At 49.3% G+C, this 25882-nt stretch carries 17 protein-coding genes; 11 read left to right on the forward strand and 6 right to left on the reverse strand.

Annotation, left to right across the window (positions count from 1 at the left end; all coding sequences use genetic code 11):
• Positions 1–75 precede the first annotated feature (75 nt).
• A complete protein-coding gene (locus tag C8D98_RS05000) occupies positions 76–1497 on the reverse strand; it encodes a carbon starvation CstA family protein (RefSeq protein WP_132872587.1) in 1422 nt (473 codons plus the stop codon).
• Positions 1498–1843: 346 nt separating this feature from the next.
• Here C8D98_RS05000 and C8D98_RS05005 point away from each other — a divergent pair, with 346 nt between their 5' ends.
• Positions 1844–2077: a hypothetical protein gene (locus C8D98_RS05005; protein WP_132872588.1), complete on the forward strand. Its 234-nt coding sequence runs from the start codon at positions 1844–1846 to the stop codon at positions 2075–2077.
• Here C8D98_RS05005 and C8D98_RS05010 read toward each other — a convergent pair.
• Positions 2074–5409, reverse strand: coding sequence for an AAA family ATPase (locus tag C8D98_RS05010; protein WP_132872590.1), 3336 nt, complete (start codon positions 5407–5409; stop codon positions 2074–2076). The two genes, C8D98_RS05005 and C8D98_RS05010, sit on opposite strands and share 4 nt — an antisense overlap.
• Positions 5410–5520: 111 nt before the next feature.
• On the opposite strand from C8D98_RS05010, the gene C8D98_RS05015 reads away from it, so the two are divergent.
• Entirely contained in the window at positions 5521–6357 is an 837-nt protein-coding gene (locus C8D98_RS05015) for a PAS domain-containing protein (RefSeq protein ID WP_132872591.1), read from the forward strand.
• Positions 6354–7781, forward strand: coding sequence for a flagellar assembly protein A (locus C8D98_RS05020; RefSeq protein WP_132872593.1), 1428 nt, complete (start codon positions 6354–6356; stop codon positions 7779–7781). The genes C8D98_RS05015 and C8D98_RS05020 overlap by 4 nt, the downstream gene beginning before the upstream one ends.
• On the opposite strand, the gene C8D98_RS05025 is transcribed toward C8D98_RS05020, so the two are convergent.
• Together C8D98_RS05025 and mazG are read right to left on the reverse strand one after the other, a co-directional pair.
• Positions 7782–8867 carry a Fic family protein gene (locus C8D98_RS05025; protein ID WP_132872594.1) on the reverse strand — a complete coding sequence of 362 codons (1086 nt, stop codon included), beginning with the start codon at positions 8865–8867 and terminating at the stop codon, positions 7782–7784.
• 54 nt (positions 8868–8921) lie between these two features.
• Complete coding sequence (gene mazG / locus C8D98_RS05030) at positions 8922–9698, reverse strand: nucleoside triphosphate pyrophosphohydrolase (protein WP_132872596.1); 777 nt, start codon at positions 9696–9698, stop codon at positions 8922–8924.
• Positions 9699–9789: 91 nt separating this feature from the next.
• Here mazG and C8D98_RS13975 point away from each other — a divergent pair, with 91 nt between their 5' ends.
• Positions 9790–12084, forward strand: coding sequence for a methyl-accepting chemotaxis protein (locus tag C8D98_RS13975; protein ID WP_132872597.1), 2295 nt, complete (start codon positions 9790–9792; stop codon positions 12082–12084).
• Positions 12085–12237: 153 nt separating this feature from the next.
• A complete protein-coding gene (locus tag C8D98_RS05040; RefSeq protein ID WP_132872599.1) occupies positions 12238–13140 on the forward strand; it encodes a tyrosine recombinase XerC in 903 nt (300 codons plus the stop codon).
• Positions 13141–13188: 48 nt separating this feature from the next.
• On the opposite strand, the gene C8D98_RS05045 is transcribed toward C8D98_RS05040, so the two are convergent.
• The gene (locus C8D98_RS05045) at positions 13189–13815 is read right to left on the reverse strand and encodes a carbonic anhydrase (protein ID WP_132872601.1); all 627 of its coding nucleotides are present in this window, start codon (positions 13813–13815) and stop codon (positions 13189–13191) included.
• A gap of 67 nt (positions 13816–13882) precedes the next feature.
• Positions 13883–15457, reverse strand: a complete 1575-nt coding sequence (pckA, locus tag C8D98_RS05050; RefSeq protein ID WP_132873006.1) for a phosphoenolpyruvate carboxykinase (ATP) — start codon at positions 15455–15457, stop codon at positions 13883–13885.
• Between the two features lie 330 nt (positions 15458–15787).
• On the opposite strand from pckA, the gene C8D98_RS05055 reads away from it, so the two are divergent.
• From C8D98_RS05055 to C8D98_RS05080, 6 genes are all read left to right on the forward strand, one after another.
• Positions 15788–16084 carry an HNH endonuclease gene (locus C8D98_RS05055; protein ID WP_132872603.1) on the forward strand — a complete coding sequence of 99 codons (297 nt, stop codon included), beginning with the start codon at positions 15788–15790 and terminating at the stop codon, positions 16082–16084.
• A 1-nt stretch (position 16085) separates the two neighbouring features.
• Positions 16086–18713, forward strand: a complete 2628-nt coding sequence (alaS, locus tag C8D98_RS05060) for an alanine--tRNA ligase (RefSeq protein ID WP_132872604.1) — start codon at positions 16086–16088, stop codon at positions 18711–18713.
• Positions 18706–19269, forward strand: coding sequence for an NUDIX hydrolase (locus C8D98_RS05065; RefSeq protein WP_132872606.1), 564 nt, complete (start codon positions 18706–18708; stop codon positions 19267–19269). The genes alaS and C8D98_RS05065 overlap by 8 nt, the downstream gene beginning before the upstream one ends.
• A 65-nt stretch (positions 19270–19334) precedes the next feature.
• Positions 19335–19802, forward strand: a complete 468-nt coding sequence (locus C8D98_RS05070) for a chemotaxis protein CheX (protein WP_132872608.1) — start codon at positions 19335–19337, stop codon at positions 19800–19802.
• A 66-nt stretch (positions 19803–19868) separates the two neighbouring features.
• Positions 19869–24584 (forward strand): NAD-glutamate dehydrogenase domain-containing protein, encoded by a 4716-nt coding sequence (locus C8D98_RS05075; RefSeq protein WP_132872610.1) that lies wholly within the window; start codon positions 19869–19871, stop codon positions 24582–24584.
• 62 nt (positions 24585–24646) lie between these two features.
• Positions 24647–25882, forward strand: a complete 1236-nt coding sequence (locus C8D98_RS05080) for a M16 family metallopeptidase (protein WP_243640911.1) — start codon at positions 24647–24649, stop codon at positions 25880–25882.

Below are 25882 nucleotides of genomic sequence, written 5' to 3' on the forward strand. Positions count from 1 at the left end.
TAGGCTGTTGAAAATGTAAAGGGGCGGCTGTCCGGAAATAACAGCCGCCCGGGTATTACTTATGGTGTGTGTGGATTATTCAGCTTCGGGTTCCGGTTCGCAGCCGCACTTTCTGAATTTGATAAAGAAAGCCGCTGTAGCTGCCGCCGAAACAACAAGACCGATGTAGGTCGATACCTGCAGATCCAGCCCGAAACCGATGGGCTGATTTGCGAGGTAGGTTGTAACCACCACTGTCATGAACATAGCGGGGATGGTTGCAATCCAGTGGAGCTTATTGTTCTGGATGAGATATGCCGCAGCCGCCCAGAGAACGACAGTGGCCAGAGTCTGGTTTGCCCAGCCGAAATATCTCCAGATTATGTCGAACTCGGTGAGAGAGATAAGAAAGCCGACGACAAACAGAGGAACAGCGATGGCAAGCCTTTTGAAATAGCCTTTCTGTTCCATGTTCAGCATCTCAGCGATGATAAGTCGTGCGCTTCTGAAAGCGGTATCGCCTGATGTGATGGGGAGTATCACAACACCTACCACAGCAAGGATGCCTCCGAATCCGCCGAGAAGTGTTGTCGAAACTTCGTTAACAACGTATGCCGGACCGCCCTTTGCCAGTGCCGCTCCAAGCTCGGGTGAGCCGTAGTAGAAAGTCATGCCGAGGGTTGCCCAGATAAGAGCTATCGCTCCCTCGCCGATCATTGCACCGTAGAAAACAGCCTTGCCCCTTTTTTCGCTTTTCAGGCATCTTGCCATCATTGGCGACTGGGTAGCATGGAAACCGCTGAGAGCTCCGCAGGCTATTGTTATGAACATCAGAGGCCACATGGGCAGATCTGTGGGATGAACGTTTGAAAGCGTGCGCTGGGGATAGAACTCGTGCCCCTGAACAATGAGCGCCACAGTAAGTCCCACAGCCATGAAAAGGAGCACTGCGCCGAACAGCGGATATATTTTACCGATTATCTTGTCGATGGGCATTATAGTAGCAAGGGAATAATATGCGAATATCAGCCCCACAAGAACAGGAACGGATATGTGGGTCATATTCGTAAGCAGTTTTGCTGGGCCGAGCACAAACACTATGCCCACCAGCAGAAGAAGGATAACTGAGAACCATCTCATGAACTGCTTGAACACGTTGCCGAGGTTCTGTCCGACAACATCCGGAACGCTTGCGCCGTTGTAGCGCAGCGAGAGCATGCCTGAGAAATAGTCGTGAACAGCTCCGGCGAAAATTGAGCCGAAAACGATCCACAGCAGAGCCGAAGGGCCGTAAAGAGCACCCAGAATAGGGCCGAATATTGGGCCGAGGCCTGCAATGTTCAGAAGCTGAATAAGCCATATCTTCCATGTGGGCATTTCCACATAGTCCACGCCGTCATACATTGTCGATGCGGGTGTGGGGCGGTTTTCATCAGAGCCGAAGATCCTGTCCACCAGCGTGCCGTAAACGACGTAGCCGAGGACCAGCAGAGCAAGACATCCGAAAAATATAAGCATGGTAAACCTCCGAATAGATCATGAAATCTATTGCATATTTATGATGATGAAAACGTCCACCCCTTTGAGCGGCAATATAACGATGTCAGCGGCGGAATATTGAATTAAGCGGCGGTGAATTCAGCATGAAAACTATCCGATGGCTGTAAAGATTGTTAAGAAGAATAACGGCATATGCTTATTAAGGAGCTATGGTTCACATAAACCGCTATTGATACGTTAATATTTAATTATTGGATTATGAGTATATGATAATAATAAAATATATTATTTGCGTTTTATAAATCACTGTTGATTATGAATAATTCAGAGGTAGGCTTTATTTATAATCAATGTGAGGTGTTTTATGAACGCTGTTTACAGGTTATTTGACGGTGTTGTTCTGAGCACGAAGATAGTTTTTGCGGCGGCCTTCTTTTTGTTCCTCTTTTTATACTACAGCTGGCTTACGTCTGAAGGCATAGGCGGAATCTTTCTGAGTCTCGCCGCCTCCGCAGCCGCAACGGTATTCTTTATGCCTCTGTATGTTGTTCCCATAGCTGTTGTCGGGATTCTGGCGGGGTATCTGAAAAGGGCTTAAAGCACAACTGACAGGATTCTTGAAACGCCGGGTTCCTGCATTGTGACCCCGTAAATTGAGTCTGCCTCAGCCATTGTCTTCTGGTTGTGGGTGATTATTACAAACTGGGTGTCTGCGGACAGGGTCTGCACCATGCGGATGAATCTGTCGATGTTGTTGTCGTCCAGCGGTGCATCTATTTCGTCGAGGAAACAGAAGGGTGTGGGACGATAGAGGAACAGAGCGAAAAGGAGCGTACACGCACCCATAGCCTTCTCCCCGCCTGACATCAGGTTCATGTTCTGAAGTCTTTTGCCGGGGGGCTGGATGAAGATCTCCACTCCGCTGTTCAGCACGTCGTCGGGGTTGGTCAGCGTCAGCTCGCATGTGCCCTGTCCGAACAGGATAGAGAAGACACGCACGAAATTCTTTTTGACCCCTTCAAAGGTCTCGCTGAATATCTGCGTCGTGTTCTCGTCCATCTCACGGATCAGTTCGTGGATGCTGGCCACAGCCTCTTCCAGATCGTTCTTCTGTTTGGTCAGGAACTCGTTGCGCTCCTGAATCTCGTTATATTCGGATTCTGCTGTCATGTTCAGGGGGCCAAGCTCGTCGATCTCACGCTCGATGCCTGTCAGCTCGGTTTTGGCCTTAACGGGCTGGAAGTCCTCGATATCCATATCGAAATCTTTGACATCCATCTGGAATTTATCTTCAAACGCTTCACGCAGGTTGGTTATATCAGCTTCCTGACGCTCTTTCTTCTTCTCTGCGTCAAAGATATCGTCTTCGATGGCTCTTATTTCGAGGTTATATTTGTCGATCTGCCTGCCCGTGTCCTCCTGTTCCTTTTCGGTTTCGGCGATCTGGGCATCCAGTCGGAATTTCTCTTCGTTAAGGTTATGACGCTTTTTGATGATATCCTGAAACTCGCCTTTTTTGGCTTCCAGACGGTCTTTCAGGTTTACTATGTCGGATGTGAGAAGCTGGGAGAGTCTGTTTTTTGCGGCGTTCTGCTTAACGGTTGATTCGGCTATATCCTTGTCAATGAATCCAAGTTCACGCACGAAACCGTTTATGCTCTCCTGAACGCCTCTCAGTTCAACCTTATAGGCCGAGTGTTCGTCCCTTACGTCCTCATACATTGCGTCTATGTCTTCCAGCTTGCTGCTGAGTTCCTCTTTGCGCTGTTCGGCATCGGCCATCTGGGCAGAGAGGTCTTTGTTCTGCTTGGTGTAGAGTTCTATTTTTTCGTAACTGCGCTTGATCTCGTTGTCGATGTTGGCTATCTCGCTGTCGATAATGGCCGCACGCTTCGCCATGCGCTCGTGTCTCTGTTTAATGTCGGCTATGCTGCGTTCCTTGTCCTTTATGTCCAGAGTTGCCGTCTGCTTCATCTGCTGAAGCTCTTCCAGCTTGTCGGAGATGGTCTCCAGACTGTCTGAGATTTCCGGGATCTGATCGCTTATGCCTTCCAGAGCATTTTCTGCGTCCTCCAGTTCCGTTGTGCACTGGGTTATCTCACTCTGGAGCCTGACCACAGCCTCCCGCTTGTCGTCCGCACCGGGTTTTCTGTAGATAAGTCCGTTGACGATAACGGCTCCGTCGGCTCTTACGGTGTTCTCCGCGTTGCGCAGAAGCTCCTGAACGTCGGAATCGAAAACGAATCTGACCGTCTGCTTGACCTCTGCAACGCCCCGCAGGACATCATCTTTTTTTGAGGATGGAAAGACTATTATGTCGCCCAGCTCACGAACGAGGGTGGGGCTGAGTTTTTCAAGGAGCAGATATCCGCCGAATTTTTCGGTGAGTGCCGAGTTGTCCTGTCCGGATGTTTCGGCCTTCAGCCTGTTCTGGAGCATTGCAAGTTTTGAGCGTGCGGAGTTTACCTCCAGCTTCTTCTCATTAGCCTTGTTCTCCAGCAGATTCAGTTCGTCTTTCAGCTCCGAGTATTTTTCTTTATATGTGTCAAGTGTATCGTCGATGGTCTCAATTTCCGTGCGCAGGCGGTTTATCTCCTGCTCAGTGACGATTATGTTGTTTTCTGTGAACTGGGTGTCCCGTATGCTCTCTTCCTTCTCCTGCGCCAGACGCTCCTTGTCCTTTTCATAGCGTCCCAGCATGGTTTCGTTCTGGAAGATGGCGTTTCTGGTTTCCGATGCCCTGTGGGCGGTTTTCAGATATTCCTCGTCGGCGGCGAACAGCTCCTCTTTGATATCCTCGCGCATGGTTTCATATCCGCTGATGCGCTCTTCTATCTCGTCTATCTTTTCCTGAAGAGATGCTGTCTTTTCGCTCTGGGAGGCCTTCGCTTCGAGGATTCCGGCTCTGCGGTCGGTGAGTTCGCCCAGTTTTTTCTGGAGAAACTCTATGTCGCTGTGCAGGGTTTCCTTGCTTTTTTCTGCGGCCTCTATCTCGTTTTCAAGGAGCCTGATGTCGGCTTCGGCTCTGCCCGATTCCGCTTCGGCCTTGATTATAGCGTCGTTCTTTTCGTTGAAGTTCCTTCTCAGCTCCGCCGCTTTCTGGCGCAGTGCCGTCTCCGCCGCTGTGAGCTTTGCGAACTTCTCGGTGTGAGACGAAAGGTTTATCTTCATCTCGTTTATGGCTTGCAGAGCTTCGGAAAGCTCTTCGAATGTCTTTTTATATCTGTGGAAGATTATTGATTTCTGAAGTGAGGACTGGCGTTTGGCCAGATCACGGTATCTGCGGACCTTCTCCGCCTGCAAGGTCAGGGTTTCAAGCTGCCCCCTTATCTCCGCCAGAATGTCGGTGACACGGCTAAGGTTGTCCTTGGTCTGATTAAGCCTGCGTTCGGCATCCTTTTTGCCCTCTTTAAAGCGCATGACCCCTGCTGTCTCCTCAAAGAAAGACCTGAGGTCTTCTGGGGTTGACTGGATTATCTTGTCGACCTTTCCCTGTTCGATTATGGAGATGGATTTTGTTCCGAGGCCTGAGTCGTAGAATATTTCACGGATGTCTTTCAGACGGCATTTTTTGCCGTTGATCAGATAGTCCCTTTCGCCTGTGCGGTAGTGCTTTCTGGTGACGGTTATCTCGCTGAACGAGCCCCATTTCGCCGTGAGGTTTTCGGGCAGTTCCGAAAGGGTGAGCGACACTTCGGCAAAACCGGATGCCTTTCTGTGCTGTGAGCCGGCGAAGATGACATCGTCCATGTCCGCTCCCCGTAGCTCCTTTGCGCTCTGCTCACCGAAGATCCACCTGATAGCGTCCAGAATATTGCTTTTGCCGGAACCGTTGGGGCCGATAACGCAGGTTATCCCACCGGGGAACTCAATGACGGTCTTGTCCACAAAAGATTTAAAGCCCTGAACCGTAAGCGATTTGAATTTCATTCAATATTGTTATTTCAAATCAGTTAAAAAAACAAGTGAAATTGATTTTACAGGTACACATGCTCCAATAAGATGTTAGAATACATGTAACGATTTGAGTAGGTAGATACAATGTATGATGTTAATGCAGTTATCAAAAGATTAAAAGAAGGGCTGGACGGCCTTGGCAAAAATCCCACCGAAGAAGAGCTTAACAATCTGATAACGGGCATATTCGGCTGCCGGCTGTGCGATCTTTCATGCTTTATGACGGACGACGACGTTTTTCAGACCATGCTGGATGCCATTCCGGTACCCATCTATTTCAAAAACACGGAAGGGCAGTATCTGGCCTGCAACAACTCGCTCTGTATTATGTTTGAGACAGACAGAAAGGATATCATCGGAAGAACCGCCTATGACTTTTTCCCGCATGAGACAGCGGATATCTTCCGAAAGAGCGATCTTCAGCTTATTCAGGAGGAGTCGGAGGAGAGGCTTGAACACAGGGGGCTGACCACCGACGTTACCGACGGTTTCCATGTTATCCACAAACGTGCTTTTAAGCGCAAAGGCAAGGTTGAGGGTATTCTCGGCGTTATAATGGATATGTCGGAGCTGAAAAGGGTTGAGGATACCGCATGGGAATCCGAAGCTTTCTTTAAAGCCCTTTTCATAATGTCGCCCACGCCGATTGTAATTGTAAACAGTTTCAATATTGTCACTGATATGAACAAGGCCGCCGTTGACTTCTTTCCGGAGGATGAACTGGCGGCGGGGCAGGAAGTTTCCGCACTCTTCTCCAGATACTCAGACCTTGAGAAGGTGATGTCGGCTAACAACAGCGTTGTGCGTGTCAATGTGAACACAAAGTCCGGCGAGCAGGAGATGATCGTCATGGTTATTGTTAACATCATGCACGGAGAGCCTCACAGGGCTATTAAATTCATCAGAACGGATATTGCATGAAACCTCCTCAGCAGCAGTCAAAGCGGGGGGAGACCTTTGAGGAGTTCAGCTATAAACAGCTGCCCGTCATTGAGATCTCGCCTGACAGAATGATCGCAAGGGTGAAATTTCCGCCCATGCCTCTCTGTGTTGATATATTCAACCTTCTGGCCGAGGCCGGAGTCTGCTCCGGAATCGACACTATGACTGTGAGAGAGCTGAACCAAATGCTTACCAACGGCGAAAGGCTTGAGGAGACATACATAGTCGCCAGAGGCCGGGAACCCTCGGACGGTATGGATGGAGAGCTTATTCTGCGCTCCACCCGCCCTCAGGACGTCATTCTATCATCAGATGAACTTGTCAGTGTTGACTACAGAATATACAAGCAGAAACAGTTGGCTCTTGCAGAGATGGAACAGCCCATCGCAATGATAATTAACCCCACGGAGGGCAGAGACGGCGTTGATGTCACCGGAAAGAGCGTTCCGGCAAAACCCGGACAGGATGTTAAGCTGGATCTGGGGCGAAATGTTTACATCAGCGGAAAGAAGGTTATCAGCAGGATTGACGGTCTTGTGGAATACGGCAGGGTAAACGGCATAATATATCTTGATGTCAGTCAGGTATACATCGTTAAAGAGGATGTGGATTTCACCACAGGAAACATCGATTTCCCGGGTTCTGTCATCGTTAACGGCAGCATCAAGGCCGGTTTTCAGGTCAGAGCCAGAAACGAGGTCATCGCCACCACCATCAGAGGAAGGGTTATAGCAGGCGGCGGCGTCACTGCACGTCAGGGCATCATAGGCGGACAGGAACCTGCGGATATCTACTCCGAAGGCTCGGTCTACGCCAAATTTGTCCACAAGGCAAAGATAATAACCAACGAAGGCGTCTACGTTAAAAAATCCATAATGGCGTCTGAAATATATGCGGAAAAAGAGGTGATAGTCGACGGGGCGCCGGGCAGTATCATCGGCGGTAAGATATTTTCGGTAAAAGAGATCTCCGCCAAGGTCTACGGGTCTGAAAGCTATGTTAAGACAGAAGTGGCGATCTTTACCTCCGTTAAAGACGTTGTTGATATGAAAAAACTTGTGGCTCAGAGATTTGAAACATCAAAAATGCTGAACAAGCTGGAAAACTATCTGGGCAACAACAAAGAGATCCTGATGAGGCAGGGAGAGAGCAAGCGTGCCATGATAGACAAACTCCTGAGAAAAAGGGAGCAGATGCGCAAGGAGATAGCCTCTCTGGACAGCATGATAAAAGAGCTTCAGGGAAAACTGGTGATGAACAGCACGGGGCGTATAGAGGTTCAGAGGCATGCTTATCCGGAAGTTAAGTTCATGATAGGCGGCAGGTTTGTTCTTACCACCGAAAAGACAAAAAGAGGAACGTATTATTTTGACAAAAAGACCGAAGAGGTGGAATTCCGCTGATCAGATACTGAGAAATTTTGCGTTGAAAACGTAGCCCTTTTCCGATTCTTCAATCAATCCCATATCCAGAAATTTTTTGATGTCCCTTGCCGCAGTGGTTCGGCTCACCTTTCCGTAATAGTTTGTGAAAGGTTTTTTGAGCAGCATATCCTCATAGCTGAACGAGGTTCCGGTTTTGTAGAGCATCATCAGAAAATCGTGCTGTCTTGATATCAGTTCCTTGTCGTGCAGAAGTCCGGCGAGATACTTTTCAACGCTGTTCTGTCTGATGTATGAAAGGTTTGTCCGTGTTCCCTGTCCGATGGAGAGGATCAGTCTGCGGGAAACGAACTCGGCAAAGGCTGATATGTCGGATGTTTCGTAAAACTTTGCCACAGAGGAATAATATTCGTCACGGTTCTGCGCATAGACCTCCTGAAGCAGGAAAGGCAGTGCGTTCAGCCCGTGTCTGCGCATCATGAAGATTTCGGCTATTTTTGCGGTTTTTCCGTTCACGGAAACGAACGGCTGAATTTTTTTAAGGTGCAGATGTATCAGAAGGCCTTTCATCAGGGGGCTGAGACCTGCGGTTTCGGCACATGTCAGCCATTCTGTCAGATGTTTCATCAGAAAGTTTATATCCAGCGCCGAGGCGGGGGGAGAATAGTTTGATATGAACGCCTTATCCTCGCACTGAGCGGACATTTTCCGGTAAACTCCCGGTTCGGGCTTGTCCAGATTTTTTGTCAGCTCCGCATGGATATCGGAGATAAGCTCTGTCGTCAGCGGCTCCGTCAGCCTGTTTTCGGCTGTCTGCAGAGCGTAGTAAACGTTTATGGCCTCAATGGAGCTTGAATCCTGAGTAAAGTTGCTCCTGTCGTGGGTTATGATCCTTGAAACCTGTTCATAGGTGACCCTGCTTTCGTCCATGTTCAGAATGCTGTATACGCATCTGGCCATGATGCTGTCGGTGAGATACGAGAACGCACGGGGCTGCGAAGGGATATCCAGAAGCATCTCCAGCGCCGACACCAGAGGGAGCGCATCGGAAGATATGCCCGAATTAAAAACATATCTGCTTGAATGAAAAGTATTTACAGTCCTCACCACAACCTCTGTAAATTGATTACCGACCTAAGATTATTACCGATATACTTAGAATTATTCAAGGTTTTTTGCTTCAATCCACAGATTTTCCATTTCTTCCAGCGTTGCTTCCTCACACGAACGCCCTTTGGCCTTAAGCTCACGCTCAATATGTTTAAACCGTTTCACAAATCTGTCATTGGCCTTTCTGAGAGCCTCGTCCGGATTTACCTTGCAGAAGCGGGACATGTTTATCACTGCGAAAAGAACATCGCCCAGTTCGTGTTCCATAGCGTCTTTGTCGCCGCTTTCAAAAGCCTCATGAAACTCCTGAACCTCTTCTGTCAGCTTGGCGAAGCAGTCCTCGGGCTTTTCCCAGTCGAAACCGACCTTGCGAACCTTCTCCTGAATTTTCAGCGCTCGCATAACCGAAGGATAGGCGGCGGGGATATCGTTCAGGATTGATTCCGCAAGCTTTGCCTTCTTCTCCTGTTTCTTTATCTCGTCCCAGTTTGCCAGCACCTCGTCGGAACTGGTCAGATTTTCTGTTCCGAAAACGTGAGGATGTCTCCGAATTAACTTGGCGTTAACTTCTGAGATGACCTCATCGAGGCTGAACCTGCTTTCGTCCTCTGCCATGACACTGTGAAAGACGGTGTGAAAGAGCACATCGCCCAGTTCTTCACGAATGTTCGCAATATCCTCTTTGTCCAAAGCATCAAGAAGCTCAAAAGCTTCCTCGATGAACTGGTTTTTCACCGAGAAAAGATGCTGTTCTCTGTCCCACGGACAACCCTCCTCGCTGCGGAGTTTTCTTACGGTATTTACAAGTTTTTCAAATTCAGTGCTCATACAATTTGCATTCCTGTCCGATTACGTATAAAATATTGTAATTATTAGTTTGTCGAAGCCGGGGAGGCTTTCAACGCTTCTGAGGTGAAGTATGCGATTTATTAAACTTAGTATCAAGCAGTATGTTTCGATAGGGGTGTATCTTGGCATACTCCTTATCACGATAGTGCTGGCTTGGTATGACTATTACTCATTGAAAACATTGATGAAAACCGAAGCTGAGGTCAATATGAAATCAGTTTCGGAAATTTTGGAATCGAGAATTGCCGAGAAGCTGAACGATATTTCAATTTCAGTCAAGACAATTGCCGAAGATCAGGATTCCGCCCGGATGCTGGCGGAGGGTGACCATGACGGACTGATCAGAAAATATTCCGCACTTTTTAAAACCATTGAGCAGGCCGGAATATCGCAGTTTCAGTTCCACTCATCGGACAACCACAGCGTGGCAAGACTGCACAAGCCCGAGAAATTCGGCGATGACCTGACCTCCATCAGAGCCACAGTCTCCGAAGTGAACAGCACCAGAAAGCCTGTTCAGGGGCTGGAGCTGGGCAGAGCAGGTTCCGGACTCCGTTCGGTTTTCCCTGTTTATTATGAAGGACAGCATGTCGGCTCTGTTGAGTTCGGCGGCTCCATCGACAAGATAATCGAGCAGCTCGCCGCAACATACGGTGCGGAATATGCCATGGGCATCAGCGAGGAAGCCCTTGCAAAGTCTGAAGGCATGGAGAAAAAATCCGACGACGTGGTTCACGACGGATTCAGATTCTATAAGAACAACATGGCTGAGCATGCCGAAAGCTATATCGATCTATACGAGAAAGACGGGCTGGTGAAGATAGACGGGCACAGCGTCTATATGCACATGCAGCCCCTTAACGACCATTCGGGCAAGGAACTGACCAGAGTTCTTTTTGTTACCGACATGACCCCCGCCCTTAAACTGGCTCTCCTGGGAGCTGTTAAGAAGTTTGTTATAGGATTCGTGCTCGCTTCAATGTTCGCCGTAATCCTTTACTATACACTCCAGTATTACCTTAAACTCATTGACACAATGGGCAAAATCGCCGATGCGGTCACCACCGGAAACGGCGACCTCTCAAAGCGTCTGCCCGTAAGCAAAGAGGGCAACGAGCTTGAGACGGTATCCTTTAAAATGAACAACTTCCTCGGGACGCTGGACGGCAACCTGAGCAAGACCATACACACACTCGGAAATCTTCTGACGGGTGTAATGCCGATCTACTATGCTCTGGTGGACGTGCGTAAAGCCGCCAACCAGAACGTTGACCTCTCCGCAACCGTTGCGGCGGCCGGCGAGGAGATGAGCGTTACTGTTGAGGAGATTTCCAGAAACACCGCCGACGTGGCGGAAAAGGGCGAAAAAACCCTTATGCTGGCGCAGGAGGGCTCGTCCATCGTGCGTGAGGCCACCGAAAAGGCCGAGCATGTTAAAGAGGTTGTAGCCTCCCTTGCAGAGGACATAAACTCGCTCACGATCAATGCGACAACCATAGGCTCCGTTGTAAACGTTATCAACGATATATCCGAACAGACCAACATGCTGGCTCTGAACGCAGCCATTGAAGCAGCAAGAGCCGGAGAGGCGGGCAGAGGATTTGCGGTTGTTGCAGACGAAGTGCGCAAGCTGGCCGAAAAGACCCTCTCGTCCACGAACGAGATTGAGAGGATAGTCAAGGTCATTCAGGAGAACGTCAAAAAAGCGAACAGCAACGCAAAAATAGTTGAAAACGAGATAGGTGCGCAGGTGCATGCAACGGAGAACGCAAACGAGCGTTTCAACGAAATCCTTCACTCCGTAATGGATCTGAACGCACTGCTTCTCAACACCTCCACAGCCGCAGAACAGCAGTCGAAAGCCACTGCCGAAGTGGCCGGGAATATTGAGAAGGTTGCGGAATCCTCCAGAGAGTCCAGAGACAGGGTCGAAAACCTTATGGATGCCATCGACAAGCTGATGGAGGAACTGAGCAATATCGAAAAAGATCTTATTCAGTATGAGCTTACATGTAAGTCACTTCTGTTTGTAAAGGCGAAGATGGCTCATGTGAAGTATCTGAAGAACGTGTTCAACGCATATATGAGAGGCGTGCCGCCTACCCATCTGAAAGAGCATACAGCCTGCGATTTCGGCAAGATGTACTACGGCAAGGAGGCTCAGGCTCTGTTCGGAAGCGATCCGGATTTCAAAGCCATAGAAAAGCCTCACTCCGAGGTGCACAAGCTGTCCCATCAGGTTGCGGATCTCATCAAAGCCGGAAATCAGGACAAGGCTCTGGTAGTTCTGAACGAAATGCGAAGAAACGTGGAGCACCTTATAGGCCTTCTGGACAGAATGTTCGAAAAGGCGAAATGTCTGTAATCTTTAATGGCGTGCCGGAATGATCTACCCGTCATTCTGAACGAAGTGAAGAATCTGATTGAGATCCTTCGCTTTGCTCAGGATGACATATCCAATCATTCAGGCACGCCTTTTTTTCCTTGATTTATATCAGCAACCTGCGATGTTATATCTATGAATATTGATGAAGCCTCAGCTCTTTACCTCGATTTTATGCTGAACGAGAAGGGTGCGTCCCGCCACACCCTGATAAACTATTCCCGTGACCTTGCCGACCTCTGCTCTTATCTGGAGGAGTCCGGAATAAACACCATTGAGGATGCGGACTTTTTTATGCTCCGTGGTTTTGTTGCGATGCTCTATGAAAAAGGGTTTTCAAAGTCCACTGTGGAGCGGAAGATAGCCTGCCTGAAATCATTCTTTAACTTTTTGCAGAGAAAGAATAAATCCGAAGATAACCCCGCCCGCATGCTGAAATTTCCCAAAAAGGAGAAGAAGGCGTTCGGTGTGTTCAACATTGATAATATGCTTACTTTGCTTGATCTTCCGAAACAGGATGAACCGTTCGGCATGCGTGACGCTCTGCTTCTGGAGATGATGTACGGCACAGGAGTACGTGTCAGCGAGCTTGTTGGGCTGAACGTAAGCGATATCGATTTCAACGGAATGCGCATCAGGGTGCGGGGCAAAGGAAAGAAAGAGCGTATCGTTCCGCTGGCGGACATGCATATCGGAATGATAAAGGACTATCTGGGCAGGCGTGCCGACGACTGCGGGGGCTATGTTAAAGACGGGGAGGCGCTGTTCATAAACAGGCTCGGAACAAGACTGACAGACAGGTCTGTGAGGCGGACTGTTGAAAAATATCTGCTTCAGGCCGGACTGCCGCTGGACTATTCGCCTCACTCTTTCAGACATACCTATGCGACACATCTTTTGGAGGGCGGCGCAGACCTGCGCACCATCCAGACCCTTCTGGGGCATGAATCCCTCTCAACCACCCAGAAATATACCCACCTGAATCTGGCGGAACTTCTTAAGGTTTACGACAAGACCCACCCAAAAGCCGGGAAATAGAATAATGGGTTTCAGTTACTGTTCAGATGCCAAGCATATGGACGGTAACTACGCACCGATGAGTTCGAACTCTTCCGTCTCCATATTATAATTATAAACTTCGCCTGTGCCTATAACGTAATACCAGCCGTAGAGCTTAAGCTCACCCTTCTGATATTTTTCGGCTATCAGCGGATATGTGAGGATGTTCTTCATCTGTTCAACTATGTTCAGCTGTTCGGTGATCCACTCCCTCTCTTCAGGCTGTACGTCGGGAAAGTTTGCCTCCACCTGTTCACGGACATATTGTGCCTGATCCAGCCAGTGCTCAACGTTGGGTATGTTTGCCATCTCCTCTTTGGATTTGAAGAGTGCGCTGCATCCTCCGCAGTTGGAGTGGCCGCAGATTACGATGTTTTCCACGCCCAGAGACAGAACCGCAAATTCGATTGCGGCTGTGGTTGCGGCATATTCTTTAGAGATACGATATTTGGGGACGATGTTTGCTATGTTGCGTACGACAAAAAGCTCGCCGGGCATTGCCTTTGTGATGAGTTCGGGGACAACTCTGGAATCGGAGCACCCAATGAAAAGAGTGTGGGGTTTCTGCCCTTGTCCGAGTTTTTTAAAGAGTTCCTTATGTTTTTCGAAGCTGCGCTGGCGAAAACGCACAGCACCTTTAAAAAGCTGTTCCATCAGGTCTCCTGAAAAAAAAGGGTCTGTACCTTTCCGGTTACAGACCCTAATAATTTACGTTAGATTATCAGATAACGGGGCCGCCCGCAATAATTTCTGCGGAAGTAACGGCTTCGTACTTCTTAAAGTTCTCTTTAAAGCCTTTGGCCAGAGACTTAAGTTTTTCCATGTATTCGTCTTTGTCTTTCCAGCTCTCAACGGGGTGCAGAACATCCGTGGGGATGTCGCCCAGAGTTTTGGGGATTCCGAATCCGAATACTGAATCAGCTATAAACTCTGACTTGTTGATCTCGCCGGAGAGGATAGCTTTTATTATTTTACGGGTGTATTTGATCTCAAATCTTTTGCCCACTCCGTAGGGTCCGCCTGTGAGGCCTGTGTTCACAAGGTAGCAGCTTGCGCCGTGCTTAACGATCTTGTCGCCGAGCAGTTTGGCGTAAACTGAGGGGTGCCATACCATGAAGGGTTCGCCGAAACATGTGGAGAACACTGCTTTAGGCTCGGTGACACCTTTTTCAGTACCTGCAACTCTGGCTGTGTAGCCGGAGATGAAGTGGTACATTGCCTGAGGAACTGTCAGTTTGGATACGGGGGGCAGAACGCCGAAAGCATCGTATGTAAGGAAGATAACCACGTTGGGGTGTCCGCCTTTTCCTGACTCAACAATGTTGGGCAGAGAGTCTATGGGGTAGGATGCTCTGGTGTTTTCAGTGTAAAGATCGCTGTCGAGGTCGATCTGTCTTTTTTCGTCCATCACAACGTTTTCAAGGATAGTGCCGAACTTCTGTGTACAGGCGTAGATGTCGGGTTCCTGAACGGGGGACAGCTTGATAACTTTTGCGTAGCATCCGCCTTCGATGTTGAAAACGCCTTCGTCGCTCCAGCCGTGCTCGTCGTCGCCGATGAGTGCTCTTTCGGGGTCAGTGGAGAGGGTTGTTTTACCCGTTCCGGAAAGTCCGAAGAACAGAGCGGTGTTGCCGTCTTCGCCGATGTTTGCTGAGCAGTGCATAGACATGATGCCCATTTTGGGAAGGACATAGTTCATAACGGTGAAGATGGATTTTTTAATTTCGCCGGCGTACTGTGTTCCGCCGATGATAACGAGTTTCTTTTTGAAGTTGAGCAGAATGAAGGCTTCGCTGTTTGTGCCGTCGTCTTCGGGGTTGGCGTGGAAGCCGGGGCATCCGATAACAGTGAAGTCAGCGGCAAAATTCGCAAGCTTGCTTTCATCTTTCTCTGTGATGAACATGTTGCGTGCGAACAGGTTTTGCCATGCAGAGTCGTTGATAACACGTACTTTCAGTCTGGACTTTTCATCCGCTCCTGCGTAGCACTCCTGAATATAGATATTTTTGCCCTGCATATAGGCTTTGAGTTTTCCGAAAAGTCTTTCGAATTTTTCTTCGGAGATGGCAACGTTTCCTTTTCCCCAGTTAACGTCTGCCTTTGTGGTCTCTTCCTCAACGATGAACTTGTCGTTGGGTGAGCGGCCTGTGCATCTGCCCGTAAGGGTAACTACAGCGCCTTTATCAGCGATCTTTCCTTCGCCGTTTTTTACAATTTCTTCATACAGTTCTGCTGCCGTCAGGTTCTTTTTGATTTCACCGAGGTTGGTGAAGCAGTAGCCGTCCAGCACGCACATTTCTGCTTTGCTCACATTGTCCTCCTAGTGGCTTGAAAAATGGTGTCTAAGTCTTGCAAACGCGGGCATTCTACACGATTGCGCAGAGGTGTTCAAGTTTTATTTGACATTTTTTTTAACTGTTCATTTTGCACTAAAGTTATTCATAATTAAGGATTTAACTTCCGAATGCCGCTATAGAGTATTTCTATATCAATGTTTAATCAATATATGATTTCTAATAACCGAGTAGGTTACAGTGATTTAAAAGCCGGAATGTCAGCATGGAAATATTTGTTTTTTTGATAGTTTCTTGCATTTCGCAAAACAGATATATATAATCCCTGCACAATGGATGTATTCTTTATCCCCGCCGACGACAGGCACATTAAAAAAGAGAAAGAGAAAGCAAGGGAACTGCGGCAGAAACAGTGGTGGAAAAACAAGCTGGCAGAGGGTGTATGTCATTACTGCGGCGAAAAATTCCCCCCTTCAGAGCTGACCATGGACCACATTGTGCCCATAGCAAGGGGAGGAACGTCCACCAAGGGCAATGTCGTGCCCGCATGCAAAGAATGTAATAACAAAAAAAAATATCTATTACCCATAGAGTGGGAAGAGTATCTGGATACTCTGAAACGGAGCTGATATGACAGGTCACGAGATACGCAGGAAGTTTCTGGAATATTTCAAGCAGCACGGACACGTTGTGGTAGGTTCATCCTCCCTTGTGCCTGCAGACGACCCCACGCTGCTTTTTACAAATGCGGGAATGAACCAGTTCAAGGATACGTTCCTCGGCAGAGAGACCAGAAGCTACACCAGAGCCGCCACATGCCAGAAGGTTGTCAGAGCGGGCGGAAAACACAACGACCTTGAGAACGTGGGCGTTACATCACGTCACCACACATTTTTCGAAATGCTCGGAAACTTCTCCTTCGGCGATTACTTCAAAGTTGACGCTATAAAATTCGGCTGGGAATTCCTCACCAAAGAGATGGGACTGCCCGCCGACAAAATGTTCGTATCCGTATATAATGACGACGACGAGGCGTTCGCCATCTGGCGTGACGTGATCGGCCTGGACGAGAAAGACATAGAGCGCAGAGGAGAGAAGGACAACTTCTGGGCGATGGGCGACACAGGCCCCTGCGGCCCCTGCTCTGAGATTCATATAGATCAGGGCGAGGGTACAGGCTGCGGACGTCCCGAATGCGACCGCAACTGTGACTGCGACAGACACCTTGAGCTGTGGAACCTTGTTTTCATGCAGTTCGAACGTTCGGCTGACGGCACACTGACACCCCTTCCCAAACCCAGCATCGACACCGGAATGGGGCTGGAGCGTGTTACATCGGTTGTTCAGAAGGTAACCAGCAACTACGAGACCGACCTTTTCAAACCCATCCTTAACTATATATCCGAGCTTGCCGGACACAAATACGGTTCCGACCCCAAAAAGGACATCTCCGTCAGGGTTATAGCCGACCACAGCCGTTCGACCACCTTCCTTGTGGGTGACGGCGTTCTGCCTTCAAACGAGGGCAGGGGCTACGTCCTACGCCGTATCATGCGCCGTGCAATGCGCCACGGAAAGATGCTCGGATTCGAGGGAGCTTTCTTCCATAAGGTGTGCGAGTTTGTAGTGGATTTCATGAAAGGTCACTACGTTGAGCTTGCTGACAAGAAACCCTTTATCTCCAAAGTGGTTACAAACGAGGAGCAGTCTTTCAGCAGAACGCTGGGCATCGGACTTAAGATAATAGACGAACTCCTTGAAAAGCATAAAGAATACAAGGTGATAAGCGGAGAGGACATCTTCCGTCTGTACGATACCTACGGATTCCCTGTCGACCTTCTGACAGATATTGCAGAGGATGCGGGCTACGGGCTTGACACAGTGGGATTCGAGCAGGAGATGCAGGCTCAGCAGGAGCGTGCGAAAAAGTCATGGGCGGGCAGCGGCGAGAGCAGGGTTGCCGACATCTACATCCAGCTTGCCAGCAGACTCTCCACAGAGTTCACAGGATACGACAGCCTGAAAGAGGTCACCACTGTTGCCGCCATCATTAAGGACGGCGCAGAGGTCAGCAAGGCCGAAGGCGAGTGCGACATAGTGCTTGCGAAATCCCCCTTCTATCCCGAAGGCGGCGGCCAGACAGGCGACTGCGGATATATCAAGACAGAATCCGCAGTGTTTAAGGTTACTAAAGCGTCCAAGTACGGCGACGGCATGATAACCATGCACGGAGTTGCGGAGCTTGGCACAATCATAAAGGGCGAAACCGTCACTGCAGAGGTGGACAGAGCCGCCAGAAAAGCAACGGAGAAGAACCACACAGCGACCCACCTTCTGCACAAGGCATTGCAGGAAGTTCTGGGCGACCACGTCCGTCAGGCGGGTTCAATGGTCACCCCCGACAGACTCCGTTTCGACTTCAACCACTACGCACCAGTTTCTCAGGATGAGATGGAGCGCATAGAGGAGACGGTCAACTCCGTCATTCAGGAGAACACAGAGGTTTCCAAAACATACATGAGCAGAGACGAGGCGGTTCAGGCCGGAGCAATGGCGCTTTTCGGCGAGAAATACGGCGAGAGGGTGCGTGTTGTCAGCGTTGAGAATTTCAGCCTTGAGCTTTGCGGCGGATGCCACGTTTCAAGAACGGGCGACATCGGCTTTTTTAAACTGGTGAGCGAGGCCTCGGTTGCCTCCGGAGTGCGCAGGATAGAGGCTGTGACAGGGATGAACGCCGTTGCATATGCCCAGAAGGCCGACAGCACGGTGAAGGATGCTGCCAGACTGCTGAAAGCGTCTCCCGACAATGTTATTAGCAGAATCGAAGAGACCGCAGAGGCTCTGAAAGAGCGTGAGCGTGAGCTTAAGAGACTCGGCGACAGGATAGCTTCCAGCCAGTCCGAAGGACTTCTGGACAGTGCTATCGAGGTTAAAGGGGTCAAGCTCCTTGCTGTGACACTTGAAAACGCAGACACTGAAGCTCTCAGAAAATTTGTGGACACCGCACGTGACCGCATGCAGAGCGGTGTTGTTGTTGTGGGTTCCGTTAACGACGGAAAGGTCATGTTCGCATGCGGAGTGACAAAAGACACAATGGGCAGGGTCAAGGCCGGCGACGTTGTGCGTGAGGTTGCAAAAATTGCCGAAGGCTCCGGCGGCGGCAGACCCGACATGGCAATGGCAGGCGGAAAGAACCCCGAAAAACTGGGCGAAGCCGTTGCGGCAGTGCCCTCGATCGTGGAAAAGCTGATTGGCTGAAACCTGCGACATATCAACGATACAGAGTAAATTATCATCATATAAACGCAGAACTCTGGCGGCGACCCCTCGTGTTGCCGCCGTTCTTCTGCTTCTTATCCCTTCGGAAGATGGATTCAGAGTTATCCTTACAAAACGTGTCAGAACACTGGACAGCCACGGCGGCGAGGTATCTTTTCCCGGCGGCTCTGTTGACAGCGGCGAAAGCCTCTGCGGTGCGGTTCTGCGTGAAACCTGCGAGGAGATAGGGCTTTGCGGCGACAGTGTGCGTCTTCTGGGAATGCTGGACGACGAGATATCCCGCTGGGGACACAGGGTCACCCCTTTTGTTGGTGTTGCGGAGAGTGCCGATTTCAGAATTCAGGAGTCGGAAGTGGAGCAGATATACGATGTTCCCCTTGACCATTTCATTTCAAAAACAACATATTGGACAGAGGTTTGGTTCAGAGGCGATGATCACCGCACGGTGCATTTTTATAAATGGCAGCGGGATATAGTCTGGGGGCTAACCGCCCTTATTATTAACAAGTTCACGGACATTCTGGCAAAAGAATAAGATTGGACAAAAAGACTGATTTGCATTATTCTGTTATTTATAAAATCGGATGAGCGGAGGCATATGTGAAAGCTGAGTATATCAATCCATTTATAGCCTGTACCATCAATGTTTTCGAGACTATGACAGGCATGAAGCCGATCAAGGGCGACCTCTATATCAAATCCGACGAAAACCTGCATTATGACGTCTCCGCCGTAATTGGTATAGTGGGCGATGTGGTGGGCTATGTTTCCGTAAGCATGCCCGAAGGGCTGGCCATGAAGGTAGCCTCGATCTTCCTTATGGAAGAGAAAGAAGAGGTCGACACCGACGTGGGCGATGCAATCGGCGAACTTATCAACATGATAGCCGGAAGCACCAAAAAAATGTTCACCGACAGAGGCCACAAGTTCAGCATCTCCGTTCCCAACGTTGTTGTGGGCAAAGGACACACCATCCAGCGTCCCGCACACATCATCTGTGTCGGCGTTAAGTTCAAACTGGAAAGCTCTTCTTTTGTCATTGAGATAGCACTGAAAGACAAAAGCTGATAAACTAAGACACCCATCTAATTATTTTATCCACAGGGTTGACATTGCAAAATTCAGGAGGCTAACATGCTCAATCCATCCTTATTTAATTGTGTAACCAGAACAGATTTCGGTCAGAACCGCCTTTCTATGCTGAAAAAACGCCACGAGGAGCTTTTCGGAAAATATAAAACCGAGCGCCCCGTGTTCTATGATTTTGCGGGACTTATGATGAACCACATGCCTGCAAACCTCCTCAGCTTCCTTGCGGACGAAGACCTGAGCGGGCTTATCGCCTATCTTTTCGGGATCTTTGACGGCAGAAAAAAGAAAAAAGTATCCATCAATGCTGACACCCTTGAATCGAAACCCTTTTTCGTGGGCAATTTCAGTTTTATAACAATAGTCACCGACGACCGCCCCTTTCTGTATGACAGCGTTTGGGCATATTTTCAGGAGAAGGAGCACAAGAACCTTTTCATAGTCCACCCGATTTTCAGCGCCGAAAGGGACAAGCAGGGCAGCCTGATAAAAGTGTCCGACACCACCATCGGCTCCAGAAACGAGTCGTTTTTCATAATATTCCTTGAGAACACAGAGATAAACAGGCTTAAGAGCACCGCCAGAGACCTCGGCGAAATATATGAGGATGTTATCGCCGTTGTGGACGATTTCCGACGAATGACGGAGCTGATGCATAATCTTGCCACCGAGACCCGTGAGAGCGGTCCGGAGGTTTCAAAATTCATCCACTGGCTGCTTCAGGATAATTTCATTTATCAGGGAGCACGCATAACCAACATAAAAACAGACGACAGAACAGCAGTCCACACCGACATGGGCATATTTAATCTGACAGGCGATACCCCCGATGAGGAGGCGCTGCTGAGTGTTATAGAATCCGGCAAGCTGAATTATATAGACGGTCAGCCAGTTGTGGTGGACATCTCCCTTATGAAGTCCAAGGTTAAGGTGCGCAGCTATCTCAACCGGATAATGTTCATTGACAGACACGAAAAATTTGTCCGTGTGATAGAGGTTCTGGGTCATTTCACATATAAGGGGCGCAAATGTCCTCCACATGAGATCCCCATTGTGCGGGATAAGGTTAAGCAGACCCTCGACCATTTCAACTTCGTCCACGGCTCACACGATTATAAATGGGTACGCTCCCTCATCGACGATTTCCCGAAGATTGAGCTTTTCAATTTCAGCACAAGGCTTCTGATAGAGACGCTGGAGCTTATCCTCGCCATGCAGGGCGCAGGGCAGATACGCATCTGCTACCGTGATTTCAGGCCGCTGAATAACCTCTTTTTCTTCGTGGCTCTGCCAACGGATAAGTTCTCCACAGAGCTTGTTCAGGAGATGAAGGAGTTTCTGGCGGAGATCTTCGATGCTGTTCTTCTGGATACCAGCATCCGTGAGGACGAGCACAAACGGTATTTCCTGCATTTCCATCTGTTCCTCAGAGACACAGAGAAACTCATTAAAATAGACGATAACGCCCTTAAGAACGGAATCCTGTCCATGCTGCAGAACTGGGATGCGAACCTGTATGACCTGCTCTACGACAGACTGGATGCGCCGGACATAGAAAGGGTTTACAACAGATACATCGATGCTTTAAGCGAGGTCTATAAATCCAGAAACACGCCTGAAGCGAGCTTTTCGGACATCATGATGCTTGAGAAGCTGGAGGGTGGGGTCAAATCCAGAATATACACCGACCACGGCAGGGCGATTCTGAAAATATACTCACCCACAAGGTTTCTGCTGACGCAGCTGATGCCCGTTCTGGACAATATCGGCCTCAAGGTTTACGAGGAGGACACCTTCCGCCTCGCACTTGACGACGGCGATAAATACATCAACGCCGTCTATTTTGCCGACATAGAGAATCCGGAAGATTTCTGCGAAATGTACAAGGAGAACCTGCCTCAGCTTATGGTGAACGTTCTGAACGCAGCAGCGGAGAACGACAGGCTGAACGGGCTTGCCATTCTGGCGGGGCTTAAATACCGTCAGATAGCGGTTCTGCGTGCACTGCGAAATTTCATCCGCCAGATAGACACCAGTTTCACCCTGCTGACCCTCGTTAACGCACTTATAAACAACCCTGAGATAGCGAAGCTGTTTGTAAAACTGTTTGAGGAGCGGTTCGATCCGGCGGTGAAAAAACCTGCGGTTGAGCCTGTGATAGAGGAGATAAACAGCCGCATAGAGAAGGTTGCCTCAGTTGCAGAGGACAAGGCTCTCAGATACTACCTAAAGGTGCTCGGCGGCATAGTCCGCACGAACTATTTCAGAAAGCCCGAAAGAGCTTACATATCGTTCAAGGTGAAAAGCCGTGAACTTGACATAATCCCCGACCCCAAGCCGCTGTATGAAATTTTCGTACACTCCGCCCAGATGGACGGAATACACCTGCGTGGCGGCAAAGTGGCAAGGGGTGGTCTGAGGTTCTCCGACAGACCCGACGACTACCGCACCGAGATTCTGGGGCTTGTGAAAACCCAGATGGTAAAGAATGCGGTCATAGTTCCCGTGGGTTCGAAGGGTGGTTTCATCGTGAAAACCCGCTATAAGGACAAGAATGCAGACAAAGAGAACGTAATTGCTCAGTACAAGAACTACATTCGAGCCCTTCTGGATGTCACGGACAACCTGAAAGGCGGAAAAACCGTTCATCCTGACAACGTTAAGATATATGACGAAAAAGATCCCTATCTGGTTGTTGCCGCAGACAAAGGCACGGCGGCTTTCAGCGACATAGCAAACTCGGTCTCCCTTGAGAGGGATTTCTGGCTGGGCGATGCTTTCGCATCCGGCGGCAGTGTGGGCTACGACCATAAAAAAGTGGGTATCACCGCCAAAGGCGGCTGGGAATGCGTTAAGCGGCATTTCCGCGAGATGGGCAAGAATATCCAGAAAGAGGAGTTCACCGTCTTCGGTATCGGCGATATGGGCGGAGACGTTTTCGGAAACGGAATGCTCTTGTCCCGCAAGATACTGCTTCAGGCGGCGTTCAACCATATGCACATCTTCCTCGACCCGACACCCGATGCCGAAAAATCGTTCATCGAGCGTCAGCGTCTGTTCGCCGTGGGGCCCGCAGGCTCGTGGGCGGATTACGACAGAAGCATAATCTCCGAAGGCGGCGGAATTTTTGAACGTGCCGCCAAAAAGATAGAGCTGTCGCCGCAGGTTCGCAGAATGCTGGACACCGAAAGGCAGTTTGCCACAGGCGAAGAGATAGTGGTGATGATACTTAAGATGCGTGCCGAGCTTATGTGGAACGGCGGCATCGGAACCTATGTCAGAGCCACCACCGAGACAAACCCGCAGGTTGGCGACCCCGCAAACGATCTGGTGCGTATAACGGCGAAAGAACTTCGTGCGGTTGTGGTGGGCGAGGGCGGAAACCTCGGTTTCACCCAGAAGGCACGCATAGAGTATGCCGAAAACGGCGGCCGCATAAACACCGATGCGCTGGACAACTCCGCAGGCGTGGATATGTCCGACCACGAAGTGAACCTGAAAATAATGTTCTCAAAACTGATGAAGGACGGACTTATCAAAGACGAGGCCGACCGCAACAGATACATCAAAAAACTCACCTCTCAGGTGGAATCCCTTGTCCTGCGTGACAACTATCTCCAGTCCGGCTGTGTCAGCATGGCGCAGAGAGGATTCGAGCAGAACTCGGTGGTCTATCGTGAGTTTGCAAAATATCTGCGGGACAAAGGACTTCTGGACTTCCGCATCGAAAAGATAGAGTTTGTTGACAGCGACAAACCCGCCACAAGGCCGGAACTTTGCGTTCTGCTTGCCTACTCGAAAATATTCCTCTACGGAGAGATAGAGCAGGGGCTGGACGTTGAGAACGAGCTTGTTAAGCGTGAATACATGAGCTACTACCCGCAGGATATGCAGGAGAAGTTCGGCGAAAAGCTGTACGACCACATACTGCGCCGTGAGATAGCCGCAACTGTCATAGTTAACAGGCTTATCAACCGCACAGGCCCCGTATTCTTCTATGAACTTTACAGGAACAACAACATAGATTTCGGCAGGCTGGTGAACGGCTACATGCTTGCAGAAGACGCCCTCAGCCTGAAAGAGCTTCGCAGAGAGCTTGAGGCTCTGGACGGCAAAGCCCAGTCCGACGGCGTATATTTCGCCATGAACGAGCTTGAAAAGAGCATGAAGGTTGCAACCGTGCGCATCTGTGACGAGAGCAGGGCAAAGGCTCTGAAAGACAGCAGGGATGTTTTTGTCGAGATAGTTAAGAGTATTCCGAAGTATCTGTCGGACGATCTTCAGGCGAACTATGTCCGCATGTGCGAAACCCTCACCGGAAGCGGAATACCGAAATCTCTGGCGGTGCGTATAGCAGCTGTTCGCTATTCAAAAGCGGCGTTCGACATTTTTGACATTCACCTGTCCACAGGCAAACCCATAAAGGATATCCTGACCGCATATTATGAGGCGGACAGCATTTTCAGCATTACAGAGCTGACAACGGGTATAAAATCAGTTAAGATACGAACTGAATGGGAAAGGGTGAACATGGAGAGCCTTGTGAACCGCATCAAAGGGATACAGAAGAGTGCCGCTGCGTTCTCCTGTCTCAGAGGAAAAGGCGCACTGGCGGCTCTTAAATCATCCGAACGGACGTTTTTCGAGAACTATAACGCATTTCTGGTGTCAGTGAGAAGCAGGGACATTGACAGTCTCGTGCCCTATAACGTTGTGACGGACATGTTCTCCCGTCTGGTAGGGAGCTTCGGAGAAAACTGATGGTAAATAAAAAACTGATTTGTGCGATTATTACTTTTATACTCTGTTTTGGAGGTTCTGCATTGGCGAAAGAGATGACGAAGCTGGACAATAACGTTACGCTTATTTACAAATATATTCCCGGCATAAAGGTTGTTTCCGTGCAGACATGGATGAAGACCGGATCGGTGAACGAAACGGAAAAGGAGAGCGGAATCTCCCATTTTCTTGAGCATATGGTGTTCAAGGGAACCAGAAAATATGCACCCAGCGAGATAGACACCATAGTCGAGGGCAAGGGCGGGGTGATGAACGCCGCCACCAGCAAGGACTACACTTATTACTACATCAACATCCCCTCATATAATGCCGAGGTTGCGTTTGACACCATCAGCGAGATGGTTTTCCGTGCGTCCTTTATCCCCGAAGAGATAGAGAAGGAGAAACCCGTTGTCGTTCAGGAGATAAAAATGGGCAAGGACAGACCCACCTCCGAAATGATGACCACGTTTTTCCGTGAGATGTTCAAGGGCAGTCCATACGAAAGGGAGATAATAGGCACTGAGGACACGGTGAACTCATTCACCCGTGAGATGCTGGTGGACTATTACAACAGATACTACCATCCGGACAACATGACTCTGGTGGTTGTGGGCGACATAGCCTATGACGAGGTTCTTAAACTCGCAAAACAGTATTACAGCGACAAGAGGAGCGTTCCCGTCGGGAAAAGATATGAGGACGACAGGCTGAACAGCTTCGACAAACCTGTGGATATCGTTGTTAAAAAAGATATAAATCAGGAATACGGAGTGGTTGCATTCCCTGCGCTCAGCATATTACAGATAGACGTTTTCGCTATGGAGATTCTGGGCGAGATAATCTCCGGAGGCGAGTTTTCGGTGCTCAACCGTAAGTTCCGCCACGAAAATGACCTCGCAAACAGCATAACAGGTGGCTACTACGGCATGAAGCATGCCGGAACCTTCCTGTTTTCATACAACTGTCAGGCGGGCAAGGGCGATGCCGTCCGTGACGAGATCCTGAAGCTCACCTCAGAGATAGAAAAATATCTCACCGATGAGAACATCGAAAAGGCGAAGAACAGACTTCTGAGCCAGATGATGTTCCAGAGGGAGAAGGCATCCAGCGAGGCAAACGACATCGGATACTCATATACGGTGGAACAGCCTGAATATTATGATAATTTTGTTGAAAGTATCAGGAAAACAGATAAACTTGAAATAATGACTTCAATTAAAACTATTTTTTCATCCCAGTATGTCCGGGTGCGGACACAGCCGATGGAAAAAAAGTGA

Origin of the sequence: Seleniivibrio woodruffii, from assembly GCF_004339245.1 — a bacterium.
Classification (GTDB): domain Bacteria; phylum Chrysiogenota; class Deferribacteres; order Deferribacterales; family Geovibrionaceae; genus Seleniivibrio; species Seleniivibrio woodruffii.

What these genes read in the sequence shown, in the direction of transcription:
- C8D98_RS05040 (WP_132872599.1), top strand. Translation starts at nt 12,238, where the DNA reads ATGAATATTGATGAAGCCTCAGCTCTTTACCTCGATTTTATGCTGAAC.
- C8D98_RS05055 (WP_132872603.1), top strand. Translation starts at nt 15,788, where the DNA reads ATGGATGTATTCTTTATCCCCGCCGACGACAGGCACATTAAAAAAGAG.
- C8D98_RS05010 (WP_132872590.1), bottom strand. Translation starts at nt 5,409, where the DNA reads ATGAAATTCAAATCGCTTACGGTTCAGGGCTTTAAATCTTTTGTGGAC.
- C8D98_RS05020 (WP_132872593.1), top strand. Translation starts at nt 6,354, where the DNA reads ATGAAACCTCCTCAGCAGCAGTCAAAGCGGGGGGAGACCTTTGAGGAG.
- C8D98_RS05015 (WP_132872591.1), top strand. Translation starts at nt 5,521, where the DNA reads ATGTATGATGTTAATGCAGTTATCAAAAGATTAAAAGAAGGGCTGGAC.
- C8D98_RS05000 (WP_132872587.1), bottom strand. Translation starts at nt 1,497, where the DNA reads ATGCTTATATTTTTCGGATGTCTTGCTCTGCTGGTCCTCGGCTACGTC.
- pckA (WP_132873006.1), bottom strand. Translation starts at nt 15,457, where the DNA reads ATGTGCGTGCTGGACGGCTACTGCTTCACCAACCTCGGTGAAATCAAA.
- C8D98_RS05075 (WP_132872610.1), top strand. Translation starts at nt 19,869, where the DNA reads ATGCTCAATCCATCCTTATTTAATTGTGTAACCAGAACAGATTTCGGT.
- C8D98_RS05005 (WP_132872588.1), top strand. Translation starts at nt 1,844, where the DNA reads ATGAACGCTGTTTACAGGTTATTTGACGGTGTTGTTCTGAGCACGAAG.
- C8D98_RS05045 (WP_132872601.1), bottom strand. Translation starts at nt 13,815, where the DNA reads ATGGAACAGCTTTTTAAAGGTGCTGTGCGTTTTCGCCAGCGCAGCTTC.
- mazG (WP_132872596.1), bottom strand. Translation starts at nt 9,698, where the DNA reads ATGAGCACTGAATTTGAAAAACTTGTAAATACCGTAAGAAAACTCCGC.
- C8D98_RS13975 (WP_132872597.1), top strand. Translation starts at nt 9,790, where the DNA reads ATGCGATTTATTAAACTTAGTATCAAGCAGTATGTTTCGATAGGGGTG.
- alaS (WP_132872604.1), top strand. Translation starts at nt 16,086, where the DNA reads ATGACAGGTCACGAGATACGCAGGAAGTTTCTGGAATATTTCAAGCAG.